This window comes from Photobacterium sp. GB-210 (genome assembly GCF_003026075.1).
Classification (GTDB): domain Bacteria; phylum Pseudomonadota; class Gammaproteobacteria; order Enterobacterales; family Vibrionaceae; genus Photobacterium.
The window spans coordinates 26,169-42,907 of sequence record NZ_PYNU01000018.1; the positions used below are offsets into that span (position 1 = coordinate 26,169).

The window sequence follows — 16,739 nt, forward strand, 5'->3', positions numbered from 1 at the left end:
CATGAGCGAAGTGAAACAGGCCACGGATGAAGTGCTACTTAGCGGAGCCGACTATCTTCGCAATATCCTTCGAGCGCCAGTATATGAGGTGGCACAAGTCACCCCATTGCAAAATATGTCTCGTCTGAGCGCAAGGATTGCAAATCAGATCCAACTAAAACGAGAAGATCGCCAGCCGGTTCACTCATTTAAGTTACGTGGCGCTTATAACATGATGTCGCAGCTGACTGAACCGCAAAAAGCGGCAGGAGTGATTGCAGCCTCTGCCGGTAATCATGCACAAGGTCTTGCTTTATCAAGCCAGCAACTCGGGGTTAAAGCCACGATTGTGATGCCACGTACGACACCTGATATCAAGGTGGATGCGGTACGTAGTTTTGGTGGTATTGTCGTGCTGCATGGCAGTAATTTTGATGAAGCTAAGGGCTATGCCGAACAATTAGCGCAACAACACGGCTATACCTTTATTCCTCCTTTCGATCACCCATCGGTGATCGCAGGACAAGGCACAATTGGTATTGAGTTGGTGCAACAAAATGGTCATCTTGATTGTGTTTTTGTACCGGTTGGTGGCGGTGGTTTGGCGGCAGGCGTTGCCGTTTTACTCAAACAGCTACTACCTGAAATTAAAGTGGTTGGGGTTGAGGCTGAAGATTCTGCCTGTTTAAAAGCAGCGCTTGATGCAGGCCAACCAGTCACATTAGATCAAGTCGGCATGTTTGCTGATGGTGTAGCTGTGAAACGTATTGGTAGTGAAACCTTCCGTTTATGTCAGCAATACCTTGATGATGTTATCACGGTCAGCAGTGATGAAATTTGCTCGGCGGTTAAAGATATCTTTGAAGATACCCGCGCGATTGCTGAACCTTCGGGGGCACTTTCTCTTGCTGGGCTAAAAAAATACGTCGAGCTGCATCAAATCCGCGATCAGCAACTTGCTGCGATTTTATCAGGCGCAAACTTGAATTTTCATGGTCTACGCTATGTTTCAGAACGTTGTGAGTTAGGTGAAAAACGTGAAGGGTTATTAGCCGTTACGATCCCTGAACGTCCGGGGGCTTTTCTTGATTTCTGCCATTTGATTGGGGGGCGGGCGGTAACCGAATTTAACTACCGTTATAACGATGATGCGCTGGCCAATGTTTTTGTCGGTGTGCGTTTAATGCAAGGCCAAGAAGAACTTGATGGCATCATTAAAGATCTGCGAAAAGGCGGATATCCGGTGGTCGATTTATCTGATGACGAAATGGCGAAAGTCCATGTTCGTTATATGATTGGGGGTAGACCATCAAAACCGCTTAAAGAACGTTTATATAGCTTTGAGTTCCCTGAATACCCAGGTGCACTTATTCGCTTTTTAAATACCCTTGGTTGTCATTGGAATATTAGCTTATTTAATTATCGTAATCATGGGGCAGATTATGGTCGTGTTTTATGTGGCTTTGAACTTGAAGACAAAGATTTGCTGTCATTTACTAGCCACTTACGCGAATTGGGCTATCAATGGAAAGACGAAACAGAAAATCCAGCCTATAAGTTTTTTCTTGCTCAGTAATGAATAGTCCCTAACAAAAAAGCAGCGTAATCGCTGCTTTTTTTATAACAATCAACATGATTAACGACTGTTTGAAACATATTCAAGGCAACAGGAAATCAAATTAATATTTTGTTCGATCATTTTTTGGCGTAAAGGAGAAGGTACCTGCGCATACATAACCGATAATCGATTGATATCACCATATTCAGGTGTACTGTCGTCTGAAATAAACCAATGCAAAGGACGCCCTGTTATCTTTGCTATATTCATTAGCATTAATATTCGAGGCTCTGTTTTCCCCGACTCTACATCAAGGTAAGTTTGACGAGCAACACCTAGCTGCTTAGCCATACTCACTTGAGTGACCCCTTTCCATTCTCTCGCTTCTCGAATCTTTTGTGCAATATGCGCTATTTCTGTTATTGCGTTATTAATCTCACGCTCAACACTATATTCACTCATCATCGACATTTATACCGCACTAAACCCATAAACTTTGTTTAAACTATTCTTCGCTAAAATAGATGTCTATGGGTGCTAGTACAAAAATGTGATACGCCATATTCACTGTCATCAAAGATAGACAATAAAAAGATCGAAATGAACAATTAAGTAGGCACCAAGGAAGATCGTTATTCGCTACTTATTTTTATGTGTTAAAGCACGGGTGTATTCCGCCATAAAACTCGCTAAGTTGATACATTGCTGCAAAATAACGTGGCGAGCAGAATGTGGCAAGTGACTAAAAAATTGCAATAAGCGATCAATTTCTTCCTTATACTCACTTTCTAAAATTTCAATCCCTTCATCACCATAAACAAACCAAGTTAATGGCCTCTCAGTGATCTCCGAGATCTCAGACAATAATCGTACTTTAGGCTCTGTTTTTCCGGTCTCTAGATCAAGATACGTTTGGCGAGCGACTTTCAACTGCTGGGCCATATGTACTTGGGTTAATCCTTTCCATTCACGAGCCTCCTTGATCCTAGCGGCAATCTTTGTCTTTGGCTCTGTCATACACCTTCTCCAATCAGATAGTGAAGAACGCTTCACTATTTGTTGCAGTGCAGATGATGAGCCAATTTTTCATTTTTTTTAATTCTTAATATTCAATAAGATAAAATCAAAGCAGACTTTTATTCTTAATTTGAATCGCACATCGTATGGATAATCAGGCATTTTTTTATTTCGCAACACGGTAAACGTTATCAAGAGTACCGATAAAAAAGACGCAAGTTGCGCCTTTTCTCATTTGACATTACTCAACAGTCACCGCTTTGGCTAAATTACGAGGCTGATCAACATCAGTACCTTTAATTAAAGCCACGTGATACGACAACAACTGCATCGGAATGGTATAAAAAATCGGTGCGATGATTTCATCCACACTGGGCATGGTCATGATTTTCATGCCGCTGGTCTCTTCAAATCCAGCTTCACTATCGGCAAACACATACAGTAAGCCACCGCGAGCACGTACTTCTTCAATATTAGATTTGAGCTTTTCTAATAAATCATTGGTAGGTGCCACCACGATAACAGGCATCTCAGCATCAACTAACGCAAGTGGGCCATGCTTTAATTCACCAGCCGCATAAGCCTCTGCATGAATGTACGAGATCTCTTTTAATTTAAGTGAAGCTTCAACAGCAATCGGGTAGAACTCACCACGACCTAAAAATAATGCATGTTGTTTATCGCTGAATTCTTCAGCCAATAGCTCAATCGACTTATCAAGCGTTAATGCTTTCTCAATAAAGCTTGGTAATTGCTGTAGTGAATGAACGATTTTTTCTTCTTGCTCATTATCAATCGTACCTTGCTGCTTACCTAATGCAGTTACAAGCATTAATAATGCGACTAACTGCGTAGTAAACGCTTTAGTTGATGCGACCCCAATTTCAGCCCCCGCGCGGGTCATAAAAGCTAAATCAGATTCACGTACCAAAGATGAGCCTGCAACATTACAAATTGTCATCGCAGCCATATAGCCTTTTTCTTTTGCTAAACGCAGTGCCGCTAAGGTATCTGCTGTTTCACCTGATTGAGAAAGGGTGATCAGTAAGCTATTTGGACGGGTAACAAATTTGCGGTAGCGAAATTCAGAGGCAATTTCAACATCACAGCTAATTCCTGCAATAGATTCAAACCAGTAACGTGCCACCATGCCCGCGTTATAGGAGGTACCACAAGCAATAATTTGAATATGCTCAACATGATCAAAGATCGTTTTCGCTTCATTACCAAAACTTTCCAAGATCACGCGATTGTTGCGGATCCTGCCTTCCATGGTATTGATCAGAGCGCTTGGCTGCTCAAAGATCTCTTTTTGCATATAGTGACGATAATGACCTTTATCCGTATCATCATGTTGAATATGAGATTCGGTGACTTCACGTTCAACCAACTCATCTTGTTGATTATAAACTCGAATATCACGACGGGTGACTTCGGCAACATCACCTTCTTCTAAAAACATAAAGCGACGAGTCACATTCAGCAAAGCCAATTGATCAGACGCAATAAAGTTTTCACCTACACCTAATCCGATCACCAACGGGCTACCAGAGCGCGCAACAACCAAACGTTCCGGATCGCGACTATCCATCACTACGGTACCATAAGCGCCTTCTAGTTGAGCAACAGCTTGCTTCACAGCGGCTAATAAAGAATCGGCAGTTCGCAGTTCCCACTCAACTAAATGTGCAATTACTTCAGTATCGGTTTGAGAATGAAACACATAACCTCGTTGTTGTAATAGATCACGCAATGCTTGGTGATTCTCAATAATCCCATTATGAACAATCGCTATATGCTCACCAGAGACATGAGGGTGGGCGTTAGCTTCTGAGGGTTCGCCATGTGTTGCCCAACGTGTATGCGCGATCCCCGTTCCACCAATAACTTGCGTTTCATTAACCGCCTCAGCTAAGGCTTGAACTTTCCCCATACGTCGTAAGCGTTGTAATTTAAATTGTTCATCAACAACGGCAAGACCTGCTGAGTCATACCCGCGATATTCTAATCGACGTAAGCCTTCTACTAAGATCTCTGCTACATCACGTTGTGCTACCGCACCTACAATCCCACACATAACTGCTATCCTTTATAACTTGTTATTATTCACTATAGGCACGAATCACGCGCACACCCTGTTGTTCTATCGCAACAGTATCAGCATCACTCATGCCATCATCGGTAATTAAAGTATCGATCCCTTGCCACGTTAACTCTAAATTCGGAATTTTTCGTCCGACCTTACAAGACTCAATCATTACCACCACTTCGCGAGAAACTTCCGCCATCACTCGACTTAGCCCCGTCAGCTCATTAAAGGTGGTTGTGCCACGCGTGATATCAATGCCATCAGCACCAATAAATAGCTGATCAAAATCGTATGAACGCAATACGGATTCTGCAACTTTGCCTTGAAATGATTCCGAATGCGGATCCCATGTACCGCCTGTCATCAATAAGGTCGGTTCATCTTCAAGTGCATTTAGTGCATTCGCGACTTGCAAAGAATTAGTCATTACCACTAAGCCTTGTTTAGTGCTTAGTAGGTTAATTAATGCTGCTGTTGTACTACCACAATCAACGATAATGCGATTGTGATCTCGGATCAGATCAGCGGCAGCAATCGCAATCGCTGACTTTCGTTCTGAAACTTTTTCTTCTAAGCCAGTTGCAACTATTTCACTCGGCATAGCAATGGCGCCACCGTATCGGCGTAGCAATAAGCCAGAACTTTCTAATGCCGCGAGATCTTTACGAATTGTGACCTCAGAGGTCGAGAAGTGACTAGCAAGTGTATCCACACTAACTTCACCTTCAATACCAACCATAGCTGCAATAGCATGGCGACGTTGTTGCGTATTACGTTTAGACATAAGTTTTGAAATGATAGATTAAGTTTCAGTTTGAAACTTAGTATAGCGTTTTAAAAATTAATCGATCAATAACAAATATGCAGATTCGGTATAATTTTTCTCTCGAAATAACTACTGGAATGGAAAAGCTAGAGGAATATAGGGGCGGGGGTTGGAGATAGACAATAAAAAAGCAGGAGAAACTCCTGCTTTAAAAATGATAACGTAATTGAAAATTACTTCTTGGTTGGGCGTTTCCAGCCTTGAATCGTTCGTGCGGGTGCGCGAGTGATCACTAACTCACCTTCTCCAATATTACGATTAATCGTTGCACCGGCACCAATGGTTGCACCGCTTGCAACTTTAACTGGGGCGATAAGTTGAGTATCAGAGCCAACAAATACATCATCGCCAATTTCAGTTTTAAATTTGTTCGCGCCATCGTAGTTACAAGTAATAGTACCTGCACCGATATTGACGTTAGCACCAATCTCAGCATCACCAAGGTAAGTTAAATGACCCGCTTTAGAGCCTTCACCTAAACGCGTTTGCTTGATTTCAACAAAATTACCCACATGCGCTTGAGCTTGAAGCTCCGTACCTGGACGTAAACGAGCAAATGGACCGACCGTACAGGCTTCACCTACCGTCGCACCATCAATCACACTGTATGGGCTGATAATTGAGTTATCATCAATCTCACAGTCTTTAAGCACACAACCGGCGCCAATCACGACGTTATCACCAATACTAACGCTGCCTTCAATCACCACGTTAACATCAATTTCAACATCGGTACCGCATTGTAATTCGCCACGTAAATCAAAACGAGCAGGATCGAGTAACATCACACCTTGCTCTAATAAACGCTCAGCTTGTTGAGCTTGGAAAGCTCGCTCAAGGCGCGCAAGTTGAATACGGTTATTTACACCTTCAACCTCAATAGGGCTTACAGGGTGTACCGCTTCGACGGCACGACCTTCATCATGGGCAATCTCAATAATATCGGTTAGGTAATATTCACCTTGCGCATTATCATTTTTAAGCGCCGCTAACCAACGCTTAAGATCACCGCCATTAGCCACCATGACACCAGTATTGATTTCTTTTATGAGCTTTTGCTCTTCAGTGGCATCTTTTTGCTCTACGATCGCAACTACGGGACCATTACGACGCACAATACGACCGTAACCACTTGGATCATCAAGAACAACGGTTAGTAAGGCAATGCCACCATCAGGCTGAGCATCCAGCAGGTTTTCTAACGTTTGTGCACTAATTAGTGGCACATCACCGTATAAAATCAATGCTTTTTCATCATCAGCAAGGTTCGGGGTCGCTTGATTAACCGCGTGTCCTGTTCCTAATTGCTCAGCTTGTAGTACCCAATTAACTGATTCTTGAGCCAATACTTGTTGCATGGTGTCACCACCATGGCCATAAACTAAATTAATATTTTTCGCACCAAGATCATTACATGTATCAATTACATGTTTGACCATCGGCTTTCCTGCTAAAGTATGAAGTACTTTTGGCAAGTTAGAATACATACGGGTGCCTTTTCCCGCAGCTAAAATCACAGCACTAAAGCGCATGATGGGATGTCCCTCTTGATGCATAAATTTGTTATTTAATTGGTATTGTACCGTCAAGTTTCACTAGATTTAAGCGTAATTGTTTAATTCTCACTAAGAAATAACAGCTATACCTCGCAAAAGTCTTAATAGAAAATCATTTTTGTAATAATAAATATCCCCAAACAACATCAATCAATAAGATTTTTAGCAATAAAAAAAGCGACCTTAATGGTCGCTTTTTATATTACTTTAGCGTCAGACTAGCGTGCGCGTTTAGTTAGTTCAATTACTCGAAGCTGAGCAATGGCTTTCGCTAAATCACTGGCTGCCTGTGCGAAGTCAATATCGCCATGCTGATTATGGATGCGCTCCTCAGCTTGACGCTTAGCTTCTTCTGCTTTCGCGGCGTCTAAATCAATACCACGAATAGCTGTATCAGCTAATACCGTCACTGCAGAAGGCTGAACTTCAAGCATACCGCCAGAAAGATAGATTACATCTTCCTCACCACCTTGCTTGGTAATACGTACCATGCCAGGGGTAATAGCTGTAAGTAGTGGCGTGTGACCGGCATGAATACCTAGCTCACCTTCACTACCCGTTACTTGAATATTTTCAGCACGACCAGAGAACAGACGTTTCTCAGCACTGACTACTTCCAACTGGAAAGTTATCGCTGCCATGTCGCCTCCTAATTAGCTTACAGCTTCTTCGCGTTTTCTAATACGTCTTCAATCGCACCACAGTACATAAATGCCTGCTCTGGGATATCGTCGTATTCACCCGCTAATAAGCCTTTGAAGCTACGTAGTGTGTCTTTCAACGTTACGTAGATACCTGGGTCACCAGTAAAGACTTCTGCTACGTGGTAAGGCTGAGTTAGGAAACGTTCAATCTTACGTGCACGTGATACAGCTTGCTTATCTTCTTCAGATAGCTCGTCCATACCAAGAATAGCGATGATGTCTTTTAGCTCTTTATAACGTTGAAGTAGGCTCTGAACGCCACGAGCAATGTCGTAGTGCTCTTGACCTACAACCAATGGATCAAGCATACGTGATGTTGAATCCAATGGGTCGATCGCAGGGTATAGACCTAGCGATGCGATCTGACGCGAAAGTACAACTGTTGCATCTAAGTGAGCAAAGGTTGTTGCTGGTGATGGGTCAGTCAAGTCATCGGCAGGTACGTATACCGCCTGAACTGACGTGATAGAACCAGACTTCGTTGACGTGATACGCTCCTGAAGTACACCCATCTCTTCTGCTAGTGTAGGCTGGTAACCTACAGCAGATGGCATACGACCTAGTAGTGCTGATACTTCAGTACCTGCAAGGGTGTAACGGTAGATGTTATCGATAAATAACAGTACGTCACGACCTTCGTCACGGAAACGCTCAGCCATAGTAAGGCCAGTCAATGCAACACGTAGACGGTTACCTGGTGGCTCGTTCATCTGACCGTAAACCATTGCTACTTTTGATTCTTCAGGCTTTTCGATGTTAACAACACCTGCTTCCTGCATTTCAAAGTAGAAATCGTTACCTTCACGTGTACGCTCACCAACACCTGCAAACACAGATAAACCTGAGTGTTTTAGGGCGATGTTGTTGATAAGTTCCATCATGTTAACGGTCTTACCAACACCCGCACCACCAAACAGACCGATCTTACCACCCTTAGCGAATGGACAGATTAAGTCGATAACTTTAACACCTGTTTCTAGGAGTTCAGTTACGTTTGACTGATCTTCATAGCTTGGTGCTTCACGGTGAATAGCGTAACGCTCTTGCTCACCGATCTCACCACACTCATCAATAGGTTGACCAAGAACGTTCATGATACGTCCTAAAGTCGCTGTACCTACTGGCACTTCAATTGGGCGGCCTGTGTTTTCAACAGACAAACCACGACGTAAGCCATCAGAAGTACCCATAGCGATACCACGAACAACACCACCACCAAGTTGCTGCTGAACTTCCAGTACTAGTGTACCGTTCTCTTTCGCATCAACATGAAGGGCATCGTATACCTGTGGTACAGAGTCCTGTGGAAACTCTACGTCGACTACCGCACCGATGATCTGTACGATCTTACCTGTAGCCATCGTTAATCCTCTAAACTTATTAATTCTTTGCCTTAAACAGCAGATGCGCCAGAAACGATTTCTGACAGTTCTTGTGTGATCGCAGCCTGACGGGCTTTGTTGTACACAAGTTGCAGTTCATCAATCAGATCCCCTGCATTATCTGTTGCAGCTTTCATCGCTACCATTCGTGCCGCTTGCTCACTGGCAAGGTTCTCAACCACACCTTGGTACACTTGTGATTCGGCATAGCGAACCAATAGGGTATCTAGTAGCGGTTTAGGCTCGGGCTCATAAATATAATCCCAAGAATGGTTGCGCTGCATTTCTTCGTCTTCTGACTTAGGCAAAGGCAACAATTGATCAATCACTGGTTGCTGTACCATGGTATTTACAAACTGGTTGTAAACCACATACAGACGATCCAGTTGGCCTTCATCATATTTCTTCAGCATTACGCCAACAGTACCGATCAACTCATCAACACTTGGCGTGTCACCAAGGCCTGATACTTGAGCTGCTACGTTACCGCCGTAGCTATTAAAGAATGCTGTTGCTTTAGCTCCAATTAGCGCTAAATCAACATCGGCACCTTTATCTGACCATGTTTTAATATCGGTGATCGCTTTTTTGAACAAGTTAATGTTCAAGCCACCACACAAACCACGGTCAGTTGAAACAATGATGTAACCAACGCGCTTGGCTTCACGCTCTTCAAGATAAGGATGCTTATACTCGAGGCTACCAAGGGCGATATGACCGATCACTTTGCGCATAGTTTGTGCGTATGGACGTGATGACTCCATTGCTTCCTGCGTTTTACGCATTTTAGAAGCAGCCACCATTTCCATCGCTTTAGTGATCTTTTGCGTGTTTTTAACACTACCGATCTTGTTACGAATCTCTTTTGCGCCGGCCATCGTTACTCTCCGTTAGAAGGTGATCGCAAGCGATCACCAACCAATTACCAAGTCTGGGTCGCTTTGAAATCTTCTAGCAGTTTTGCAAACTGCGCAGCGATTTCATCGTTGTAAGCACCCGTTTCATCTATCTGAGCTACAAGCTCAGCAAACTGACCTTTCGCGTAAGAAAGTAACGCTGCTTCGAAATCAGCAAGCTTAGTTAGCTCAACATCATTCAAGTAGCCTTTTTCAGCTGCAAAGATAACAACCGCTTGCTCAAATACAGACATTGGCGCGTATTGTTTTTGCTTCATCAGTTCAGTTACTTTCTGACCATGATCTAGCTGTTTCTTAGTGGCGTCATCAAGGTCAGACGAGAACTGTGCAAACGCTGCAAGTTCACGGTACTGTGCAAGTGCGGTACGAATACCACCCGACAGTTTCTTGATGATCTTGGTTTGGGCAGCACCACCTACACGCGATACAGAGATACCTGGGTCAACAGCAGGACGAATACCAGCGTTGAATAGCTCTGTTTGTAGGAAGATCTGACCATCGGTGATAGAGATAACGTTAGTCGGTACGAATGCCGATACGTCACCCGCTTGGGTTTCGATAATCGGTAGTGCCGTTAGCGATCCGGTTTGACCTTTCACTTCACCGTTAGTGAATTTCTCAACGTAGTGCTCGCTTACACGAGAAGCACGCTCTAGAAGACGCGAGTGAAGGTAGAAAACATCACCAGGGAATGCTTCACGACCAGGTGGACGCTTAAGCAATAGTGAGATTTGACGGTAAGCAACAGCCTGCTTAGACAGGTCATCGTATACGATCAGTGCATCTTCGCCGCGGTCACGGAAGTATTCACCCATCGCACAACCAGAGTATGGTGCTAGGTATTGTAGCGCAGCAGCTTCTGATGCTGATGCTACAACTACGATAGTGTTTTCCAGTGCGCCGTGCTCTTCCAGCTTACGAACTACGTTAGCGATAGTTGAAGCTTTCTGGCCAATAGCCACATACACAGAGTAGATACCAGAATTTTTCTGGTTGATGATGGCATCGATAGCCATCGCTGTTTTACCAGTCTGACGGTCACCGATGATAAGCTCACGCTGACCACGGCCGATTGGGATCATTGAGTCAACTGCTTTGTAACCAGTCTGTACTGGTTGATCAACAGATTTACGATCGATTACACCCGGTGCAATTACTTCAACAGGAGAGAATGTCTCTGTTTCAATTGGACCTTTACCATCGATAGGCTGACCTAGTGTGTTTACAACACGACCAAGTAGCGCAGGACCTACAGGTACTTCAAGAATACGACCAGTACCGGTTACCTTCATGCCTTCCTGTAGAGAAGCATAAGGGCCCATTACAACTGCACCTACCGAGTCACGCTCAAGGTTAAGTGCTAGTGCGAATAGTCCGCCTGGTAGTTCAATCATTTCACCTTGCATTACGTCAGCAAGGCCATGGATACGAATAATACCGTCGCTTACAGAAACGATAGTACCTTCGTTACGCGCTTCACTTACAACGTTGAAGTTTTCAATACGTTGTTTGATCAGTGCGCTAATTTCCGTGGAATTAAGTTGCATGCTCCAATTCCCCAAATCAAGACTGCAAAGTATCGCTCAGACGGTTCAATTTGCCCCGTACAGAGTTATCGATAACAAGGTCTCCAGCTCTAATTACAACCCCGGCAATCAGGGTCTCGTCTACACTGCAAGTCAGCATAACTTTACGCGCTAAACGCTGCTCAAGTTTCACGCTAATGGCATCTAGTTGATTATCATCTAAAGCAATAGCAGAAATTACTGTCGCTTCGATGGTGTGCTCATGCTCATGTTTCATCAGCATGAATTCATCACAGACATCAGGTAGCGCCTTAAGGCGTCCATTTTCAGCCATCACCTTTAGAAGGTTTTGACCGAATTCATCGAGTTGCTCACCGCATACTGAAACAAAAATTTCAGTTAGCTTATCCGCAGCAAATCCGCTATCCAGTACATCCTGCATAGTGTCATTTTTTGCTACTTCACTGGCAAAGTTCAGCATTTCTGCCCACTGAGCTAGTTGGTTCGTCTCGACCGCAAAGTCAAAAGCTGCTTTAGCGTAGGGGCGTGCGATTGTAGTCATTTGTGACATATGCTTGCCCCTTTAATTACAGTTCTGCAGTGACTTTGTTAAGAATATCGGCTTGAGCATCCACATCAATGGAGCGCTCAATGATCTTCTCAGCACCAATCACAGCTAGAGTTGCAACTTGTTTTCTTAACTCATCACGAGCACGATTACGTTCCGCTTCAATTTCAGCCATACCTTGCGCAAGGATTTTCTCGCGCTCAGTTTGTGCTTCCGTTTTCGCTTCATCGATAATTTGAGCTTTACGCTTGTTTGCTTGCTCGATCAACTCGCTCGCAGCGCGTTTCGCTTCTTTTAGTTGATCAGAAGCATTCGCTTGTGCAAGGTCAAGGTCTTTAGCTGCGCGATCTGCGGCAGCCAAGCCGTCAGCAATTTTTTTCTGACGTTCTTCAATCGCTTCCATAATCGGTGGCCATACATATTTCATGCAGAACACCACGAAGAGGAAGAAAGCGATAGCTTGACCCAGCAAAGTTGCATTCATATTCACAACGCATCTCCTTTAAAAGGGTTGCTAGAGTCCATTTGCTACTTAATGTCAGCTTGAAACAAGCTGACATTACGATTTATTAACCAGCTAGCTGACCAACAAATGGGTTTGCGAATGTGAATAGCAGCGCGATTACGATACCGATCATTGGTACCGCATCAAGTAGACCAGCGATGATGAACATCTTAACTTGAAGCATTGGAGCCATTTCAGGTTGACGTGCAGCACCCTCAAGGAATTTACCACCTAGAAGTGCGAAGCCGATCGCTGTACCAAGGGAAGCAAGACCTACAATGATGCCCACGGCAATTGCAGAAAAGCTTAGTAAAGTTTCCATCACTATCTCCAGTTTATAGTTGTCGGCAAAACGCCAATATAATAAAAAATGTTACAAAAAATCGTTAATGATTGTCTTCATGTGCCTGAGACAGGTACACGATAGTTAACATCATGAATACGAAAGCTTGAATTGTAATGACCAGAATGTGGAAAATAGCCCACGGTACCGAGCCTAGCCATTGAGCCCACCACGGCATTAGTGCCGCGATTAGGATAAACACCACCTCACCTGCAAACATGTTACCGAATAAACGCATACCTAGTGAAATAGGCTTCGCTAATAGCGATACCACTTCAAGAAGAAGGTTAAACGGGATCATGATAGGGTGATTGAACGGGTGAAGAGCCAGTTCTTTAGCAAAACCGACAAGACCTTTCACTTTGATGCTGTAGTAAATCATCAATGCGAACACGCCTAGCGCCATTGCCATGGTGATGTTAACGTCAGCACTTGGAACCACTTTCATATAAGGGATCCCGATACTTTGTGCGGCATACGGAATGAAATCAATAGGCACAAGGTCCATGATATTCATCAGTAAAATCCAGCAGAAAATAGTTAGTGCTAACGGAGCTACAAGTGGATTGCGGCCATGGAAAGTATCTTTGACGTTGGTATCAACGAATTCAACAACCATTTCGACAAAACATTGTACTTTACTTGGAACTCCTGATGATGCCTTCTTCGCTACTGAACGAAATAGCCATAGAAAAGCTAAACCGGTCAAAACAGAGAAGATAAGGCTATCTATGTTTACCGCCCAAAAGCTACCTTCACTCACTAAGCCCAATTTATCGGTTGATAAGTTGGTCAAGTGGTGAGTGATATAACTTGCAGACGTTAGCGCTTCACCTTGCGCAGCCATAACTCATCCTATTTGTTGTTGTTAATGAATAAAACCGGTCCAAAAATATTAATACCAAGGGCCAGCAAATAGGTTAGTTTGAGAGGAACAAGTTCCACTCCCATATACAGGTAAGCAATGGCAAAAAGGATGACTGTGATAAGAATTTTAAGCACTTCTCCGCCATAAAATGACGCCATGACTAGCCGTGCATTCCTAGCACCACTAAACATGAAGGCACACATCGCGAAGACAGTATTGGCAATAACAAAGATGCCACCGCCAATCAATGCAGAGATTCCCCAGTCAACATTGACAGCAAAAACTGCCGTTAATGCCGTTGCTATCACGACGCCAGATTGTAGTAACAACAACCGTTTTGCCAGTTGGCGTCCCGGTTTAGCTAGCGTCGATACCATGTATTCGTTCCTCGAGTCCATTCCTTTACACAATCCGTGCTTGGGAAAACAGCGAAAATTATACGGCTCATTAGATTGATTGCAATCAAATAGCAGCAAAAAAAACAGTTAGATTTTACAACACTCTAACTTGATCACGATGATGTTATTTTTTTAACAAAAATTGCAGCTCTAACATCACATTTTATTATCGAGAATTGCAAGAATTTGCTCTAACTTGTCTTGCTGTTCAAAGTTAATAACGATTTTTCCTTTGCCACTTTTAGTTTGATTAATCGCCACCTTAGTGCCTAATTGCTCAGTTAGCCTGTTTTGTAATAAAACAACATGTTCACTTTGTGATGCAGGCACTTTAGGTATTGATGGATTTAAAAGTGTTTTAACCAGTTTTTCAGTTTCACGCACAGTTAACAAATTATTGACAATTTTTTGTGCTACAGCTAACTGTTGTGTTTCATCTAAGGATAATAAAGCCCTTGCATGACCCATTTCGAGTTTTTTCTGCTCCACTAATTGTTTAACAGGCTCGCTTAACTGGTTTAAACGCAATAAGTTAGAGACGGCAGCACGTGATTTTCCGACCGCTTCAGCAATTTGCTGGTGAGTCAGTGAAAACTCTTGCTGTAGTCGTGCTAAAGCCACCGCTTCTTCTATTACATTGAGATCTTCACGTTGAATATTTTCAATCAACGCAATAGCAATTGTCGCGCGATCATCAACGCTTTTAACCAAACAAGGCACCGTCGTTAATCCTGCGATTTTAGCCGCTTGCCAACGACGCTCACCGGCAATAATTTCAAAACGTTGATCAGCTAAACGTCGAACAACAATAGGTTGAATGATCCCTTGGGCTTGAATCGATTCAGCAAGCTCCGCAAGCGTATCATCAGCCATCGATTTACGCGGCTGGAACTGACCTGATTGCAGCAGTTCAATCGCAAGGTCCCGTAATTCACTGTCATTGTTTGAAGTCGAAAGTGCTGTTTGTTGATGGGTTTGTTGCTTAGCTTGTGCGACTGCACTGGTAGAAAGCAAGGCATCAAGGCCTTTGCCTAAACCACGTTTATTAAAATTCATGAAAAGCCTTATGCGTCCTCAGAAGTCACCGTTTGTAATGCTAATTCATCACGACGAATCATTTCACCCGCGAGCGCTAAATAGGCTTTAGCGCCACTAGAATACTTATCGTAATACATCGCAGGACGACCATGGCTTGGCGCTTCTGCTAAACGGACATTGCGTGGAATAACGGTACGATACACTTTGTCACCAAAGTGTTTTTTCAGCTGTTGAGAGACTTCGTTAGCTAATCTATTCCGAGGATCAAACATGGTGCGCAGTAAACCTTCTATTTTAAGTTCACTATTCACCACCGCTGTTAACTTGCTAATGGTATCCATTAATGCTGTTAAGCCTTCAAGAGCAAAATACTCACATTGCATCGGCACTAATACGGAATCCGCCGCTGTCATAGCATTAATGGTGAGTAAGTTTAGCGAAGGGGGACAGTCAATAAAAATATAGTCGTAGTCATCACGAACCTTGGCAAGTGCAGTACGTAGACGCACTTCACGGGCAAACACTTCCATCAACTTTATTTCAGCAGCAGTGACATCACCATTAGCGGCTATCAAATGATAGCCCCCCGTCGTTTCTTTTATAACAACGTCATTAAATGGCGTTTCCTCGACCAAAAGATCATAAGCGGTGGCATCAACTTGGTATTTATCAACCCCACTGGCCATGGTTGCATTACCTTGTGGATCAAGATCAACCACTAATACTTTACGTTGGGTTGCAGCCAAGGATGCTGCTAAATTTACACAGGTGGTGGTTTTACCCACACCACCTTTTTGATTTGCTACCGCTATGATTCTTCCCACAAGAAAACCTCAACAATTAATCCTTTGCCGTCAAGACTACTAGATGACGCTCACCTTCTAAATCAGGAACCTGTAAAGATTTCACTTCTATAACTGAGCACCATTCAGGCAGTTCTGCCGCTTCTTGCTCGTTATATTGGCCTTTCAATGCGAGGAAATGACCACCTGATTTTGGTAGATGATGGCACCAGTTAACCATATCGGCCATTGAAGCAAACGCACGACTTAACACTGCATCAAAGCCATCACCGGCTTCAAACTCTTCAACGCGACTTTGTACTGGCGTCACATTGGTAATTTTTAGCTCATGGATCACTTGGCGAATAAAACGGATGCGTTTACCTAAGCTATCTAACAAGGTAAATGATTTATCAGGACACATAATCGCCAACGGAATACCTGGCAGTCCCGGTCCTGTTCCAACATCAATGTAACTAGCGCCATCTAAATACTGGCTGACGACAATACTATCCATAATATGTTTAACTAACATTTCGTTAGGATCACGGACTGACGTCAGATTATACGCTTTATTCCATTTGTGCAGCAGTTCTACATAACCGATCAGCTGGTCAAGTTGCTGTTCTGTGACCTGCAGTTCAGTTTGGGCGATAAGTTGTACTAATCGTTGTTTCATTGTT

General features: G+C 43.5%; 18 protein-coding genes. 1 reads left to right on the plus strand and 17 read right to left on the minus strand.

The genetic code is table 11. From position 1 onward, the window contains the following. Position 1 precedes the first annotated feature (1 nt). On the plus strand, positions 2 to 1,555 hold the full coding sequence (gene ilvA / locus C9J38_RS16660; protein WP_107208077.1) for a threonine ammonia-lyase, biosynthetic: 1,554 nt from the start codon (positions 2 to 4) through the stop codon (positions 1,553 to 1,555). Positions 1,556 to 1,615: 60 nt separating this feature from the next. Here the strand turns inward: ilvA and C9J38_RS16665 are convergent, their stop codons facing one another. From C9J38_RS16665 to rsmG, 17 genes are all read right to left on the minus strand, one after another. Continuing rightward, positions 1,616 to 2,008, minus strand: a complete 393-nt coding sequence (locus tag C9J38_RS16665; RefSeq protein WP_107208078.1) for a helix-turn-helix transcriptional regulator — start codon at positions 2,006 to 2,008, stop codon at positions 1,616 to 1,618. Positions 2,009 to 2,176: 168 nt separating this feature from the next. After that, entirely contained in the window at positions 2,177 to 2,554 is a 378-nt protein-coding gene (locus C9J38_RS16670) for a helix-turn-helix transcriptional regulator (RefSeq protein ID WP_107208079.1), read from the minus strand. A 241-nt stretch (positions 2,555 to 2,795) separates the two neighbouring features. Next, positions 2,796 to 4,631 (minus strand): glutamine--fructose-6-phosphate transaminase (isomerizing), encoded by a 1,836-nt coding sequence (gene glmS, locus C9J38_RS16675; protein ID WP_107208080.1) that lies wholly within the window; start codon positions 4,629 to 4,631, stop codon positions 2,796 to 2,798. Positions 4,632 to 4,656: 25 nt separating this feature from the next. Further along, positions 4,657 to 5,427, minus strand: coding sequence for a DeoR family transcriptional regulator (locus C9J38_RS16680; RefSeq protein ID WP_107208081.1), 771 nt, complete (start codon positions 5,425 to 5,427; stop codon positions 4,657 to 4,659). 215 nt (positions 5,428 to 5,642) lie between these two features. Further along, entirely contained in the window at positions 5,643 to 7,001 is a 1,359-nt protein-coding gene (gene glmU, locus C9J38_RS16685; protein ID WP_107208082.1) for a bifunctional UDP-N-acetylglucosamine diphosphorylase/glucosamine-1-phosphate N-acetyltransferase GlmU, read from the minus strand. A 242-nt stretch (positions 7,002 to 7,243) separates the two neighbouring features. Continuing rightward, on the minus strand, positions 7,244 to 7,666 hold the full coding sequence (locus tag C9J38_RS16690) for a F0F1 ATP synthase subunit epsilon (RefSeq protein WP_107208083.1): 423 nt from the start codon (positions 7,664 to 7,666) through the stop codon (positions 7,244 to 7,246). A 17-nt stretch (positions 7,667 to 7,683) separates the two neighbouring features. Beyond that, positions 7,684 to 9,090: a F0F1 ATP synthase subunit beta gene (gene atpD, locus C9J38_RS16695; protein ID WP_107208084.1), complete on the minus strand. Its 1,407-nt coding sequence runs from the start codon at positions 9,088 to 9,090 to the stop codon at positions 7,684 to 7,686. A 32-nt stretch (positions 9,091 to 9,122) separates the two neighbouring features. Next, positions 9,123 to 9,989, minus strand: a complete 867-nt coding sequence (gene atpG, locus C9J38_RS16700) for a F0F1 ATP synthase subunit gamma (protein WP_005372328.1) — start codon at positions 9,987 to 9,989, stop codon at positions 9,123 to 9,125. A gap of 44 nt (positions 9,990 to 10,033) precedes the next feature. Next, complete coding sequence (atpA, locus tag C9J38_RS16705) at positions 10,034 to 11,575, minus strand: F0F1 ATP synthase subunit alpha (RefSeq protein WP_005372324.1); 1,542 nt, start codon at positions 11,573 to 11,575, stop codon at positions 10,034 to 10,036. A 16-nt stretch (positions 11,576 to 11,591) separates the two neighbouring features. Next, a complete protein-coding gene (atpH, locus tag C9J38_RS16710) occupies positions 11,592 to 12,125 on the minus strand; it encodes a F0F1 ATP synthase subunit delta (RefSeq protein ID WP_045130846.1) in 534 nt (177 codons plus the stop codon). 16 nt (positions 12,126 to 12,141) lie between these two features. Then, the gene (atpF, locus tag C9J38_RS16715) at positions 12,142 to 12,612 is read right to left on the minus strand and encodes a F0F1 ATP synthase subunit B (protein WP_005372318.1); all 471 of its coding nucleotides are present in this window, start codon (positions 12,610 to 12,612) and stop codon (positions 12,142 to 12,144) included. A 79-nt stretch (positions 12,613 to 12,691) separates the two neighbouring features. Further along, positions 12,692 to 12,949, minus strand: a complete 258-nt coding sequence (gene atpE, locus C9J38_RS16720) for a F0F1 ATP synthase subunit C (protein WP_005372317.1) — start codon at positions 12,947 to 12,949, stop codon at positions 12,692 to 12,694. Positions 12,950 to 13,013: 64 nt separating this feature from the next. Continuing rightward, positions 13,014 to 13,817, minus strand: coding sequence for a F0F1 ATP synthase subunit A (gene atpB / locus C9J38_RS16725; RefSeq protein WP_107208085.1), 804 nt, complete (start codon positions 13,815 to 13,817; stop codon positions 13,014 to 13,016). An 8-nt stretch (positions 13,818 to 13,825) separates the two neighbouring features. Further along, complete coding sequence (locus tag C9J38_RS16730) at positions 13,826 to 14,215, minus strand: F0F1 ATP synthase subunit I (RefSeq protein WP_107208086.1); 390 nt, start codon at positions 14,213 to 14,215, stop codon at positions 13,826 to 13,828. A 177-nt stretch (positions 14,216 to 14,392) separates the two neighbouring features. Next, positions 14,393 to 15,292 carry a ParB/RepB/Spo0J family partition protein gene (locus C9J38_RS16735; protein WP_107208087.1) on the minus strand — a complete coding sequence of 300 codons (900 nt, stop codon included), beginning with the start codon at positions 15,290 to 15,292 and terminating at the stop codon, positions 14,393 to 14,395. Positions 15,293 to 15,300: 8 nt separating this feature from the next. After that, entirely contained in the window at positions 15,301 to 16,098 is a 798-nt protein-coding gene (locus C9J38_RS16740; protein WP_105061258.1) for a ParA family protein, read from the minus strand. Positions 16,099 to 16,114: 16 nt separating this feature from the next. Next, a complete protein-coding gene (gene rsmG / locus C9J38_RS16745; protein WP_107208088.1) occupies positions 16,115 to 16,735 on the minus strand; it encodes a 16S rRNA (guanine(527)-N(7))-methyltransferase RsmG in 621 nt (206 codons plus the stop codon). Positions 16,736 to 16,739: the final 4 nt, after the last annotated feature.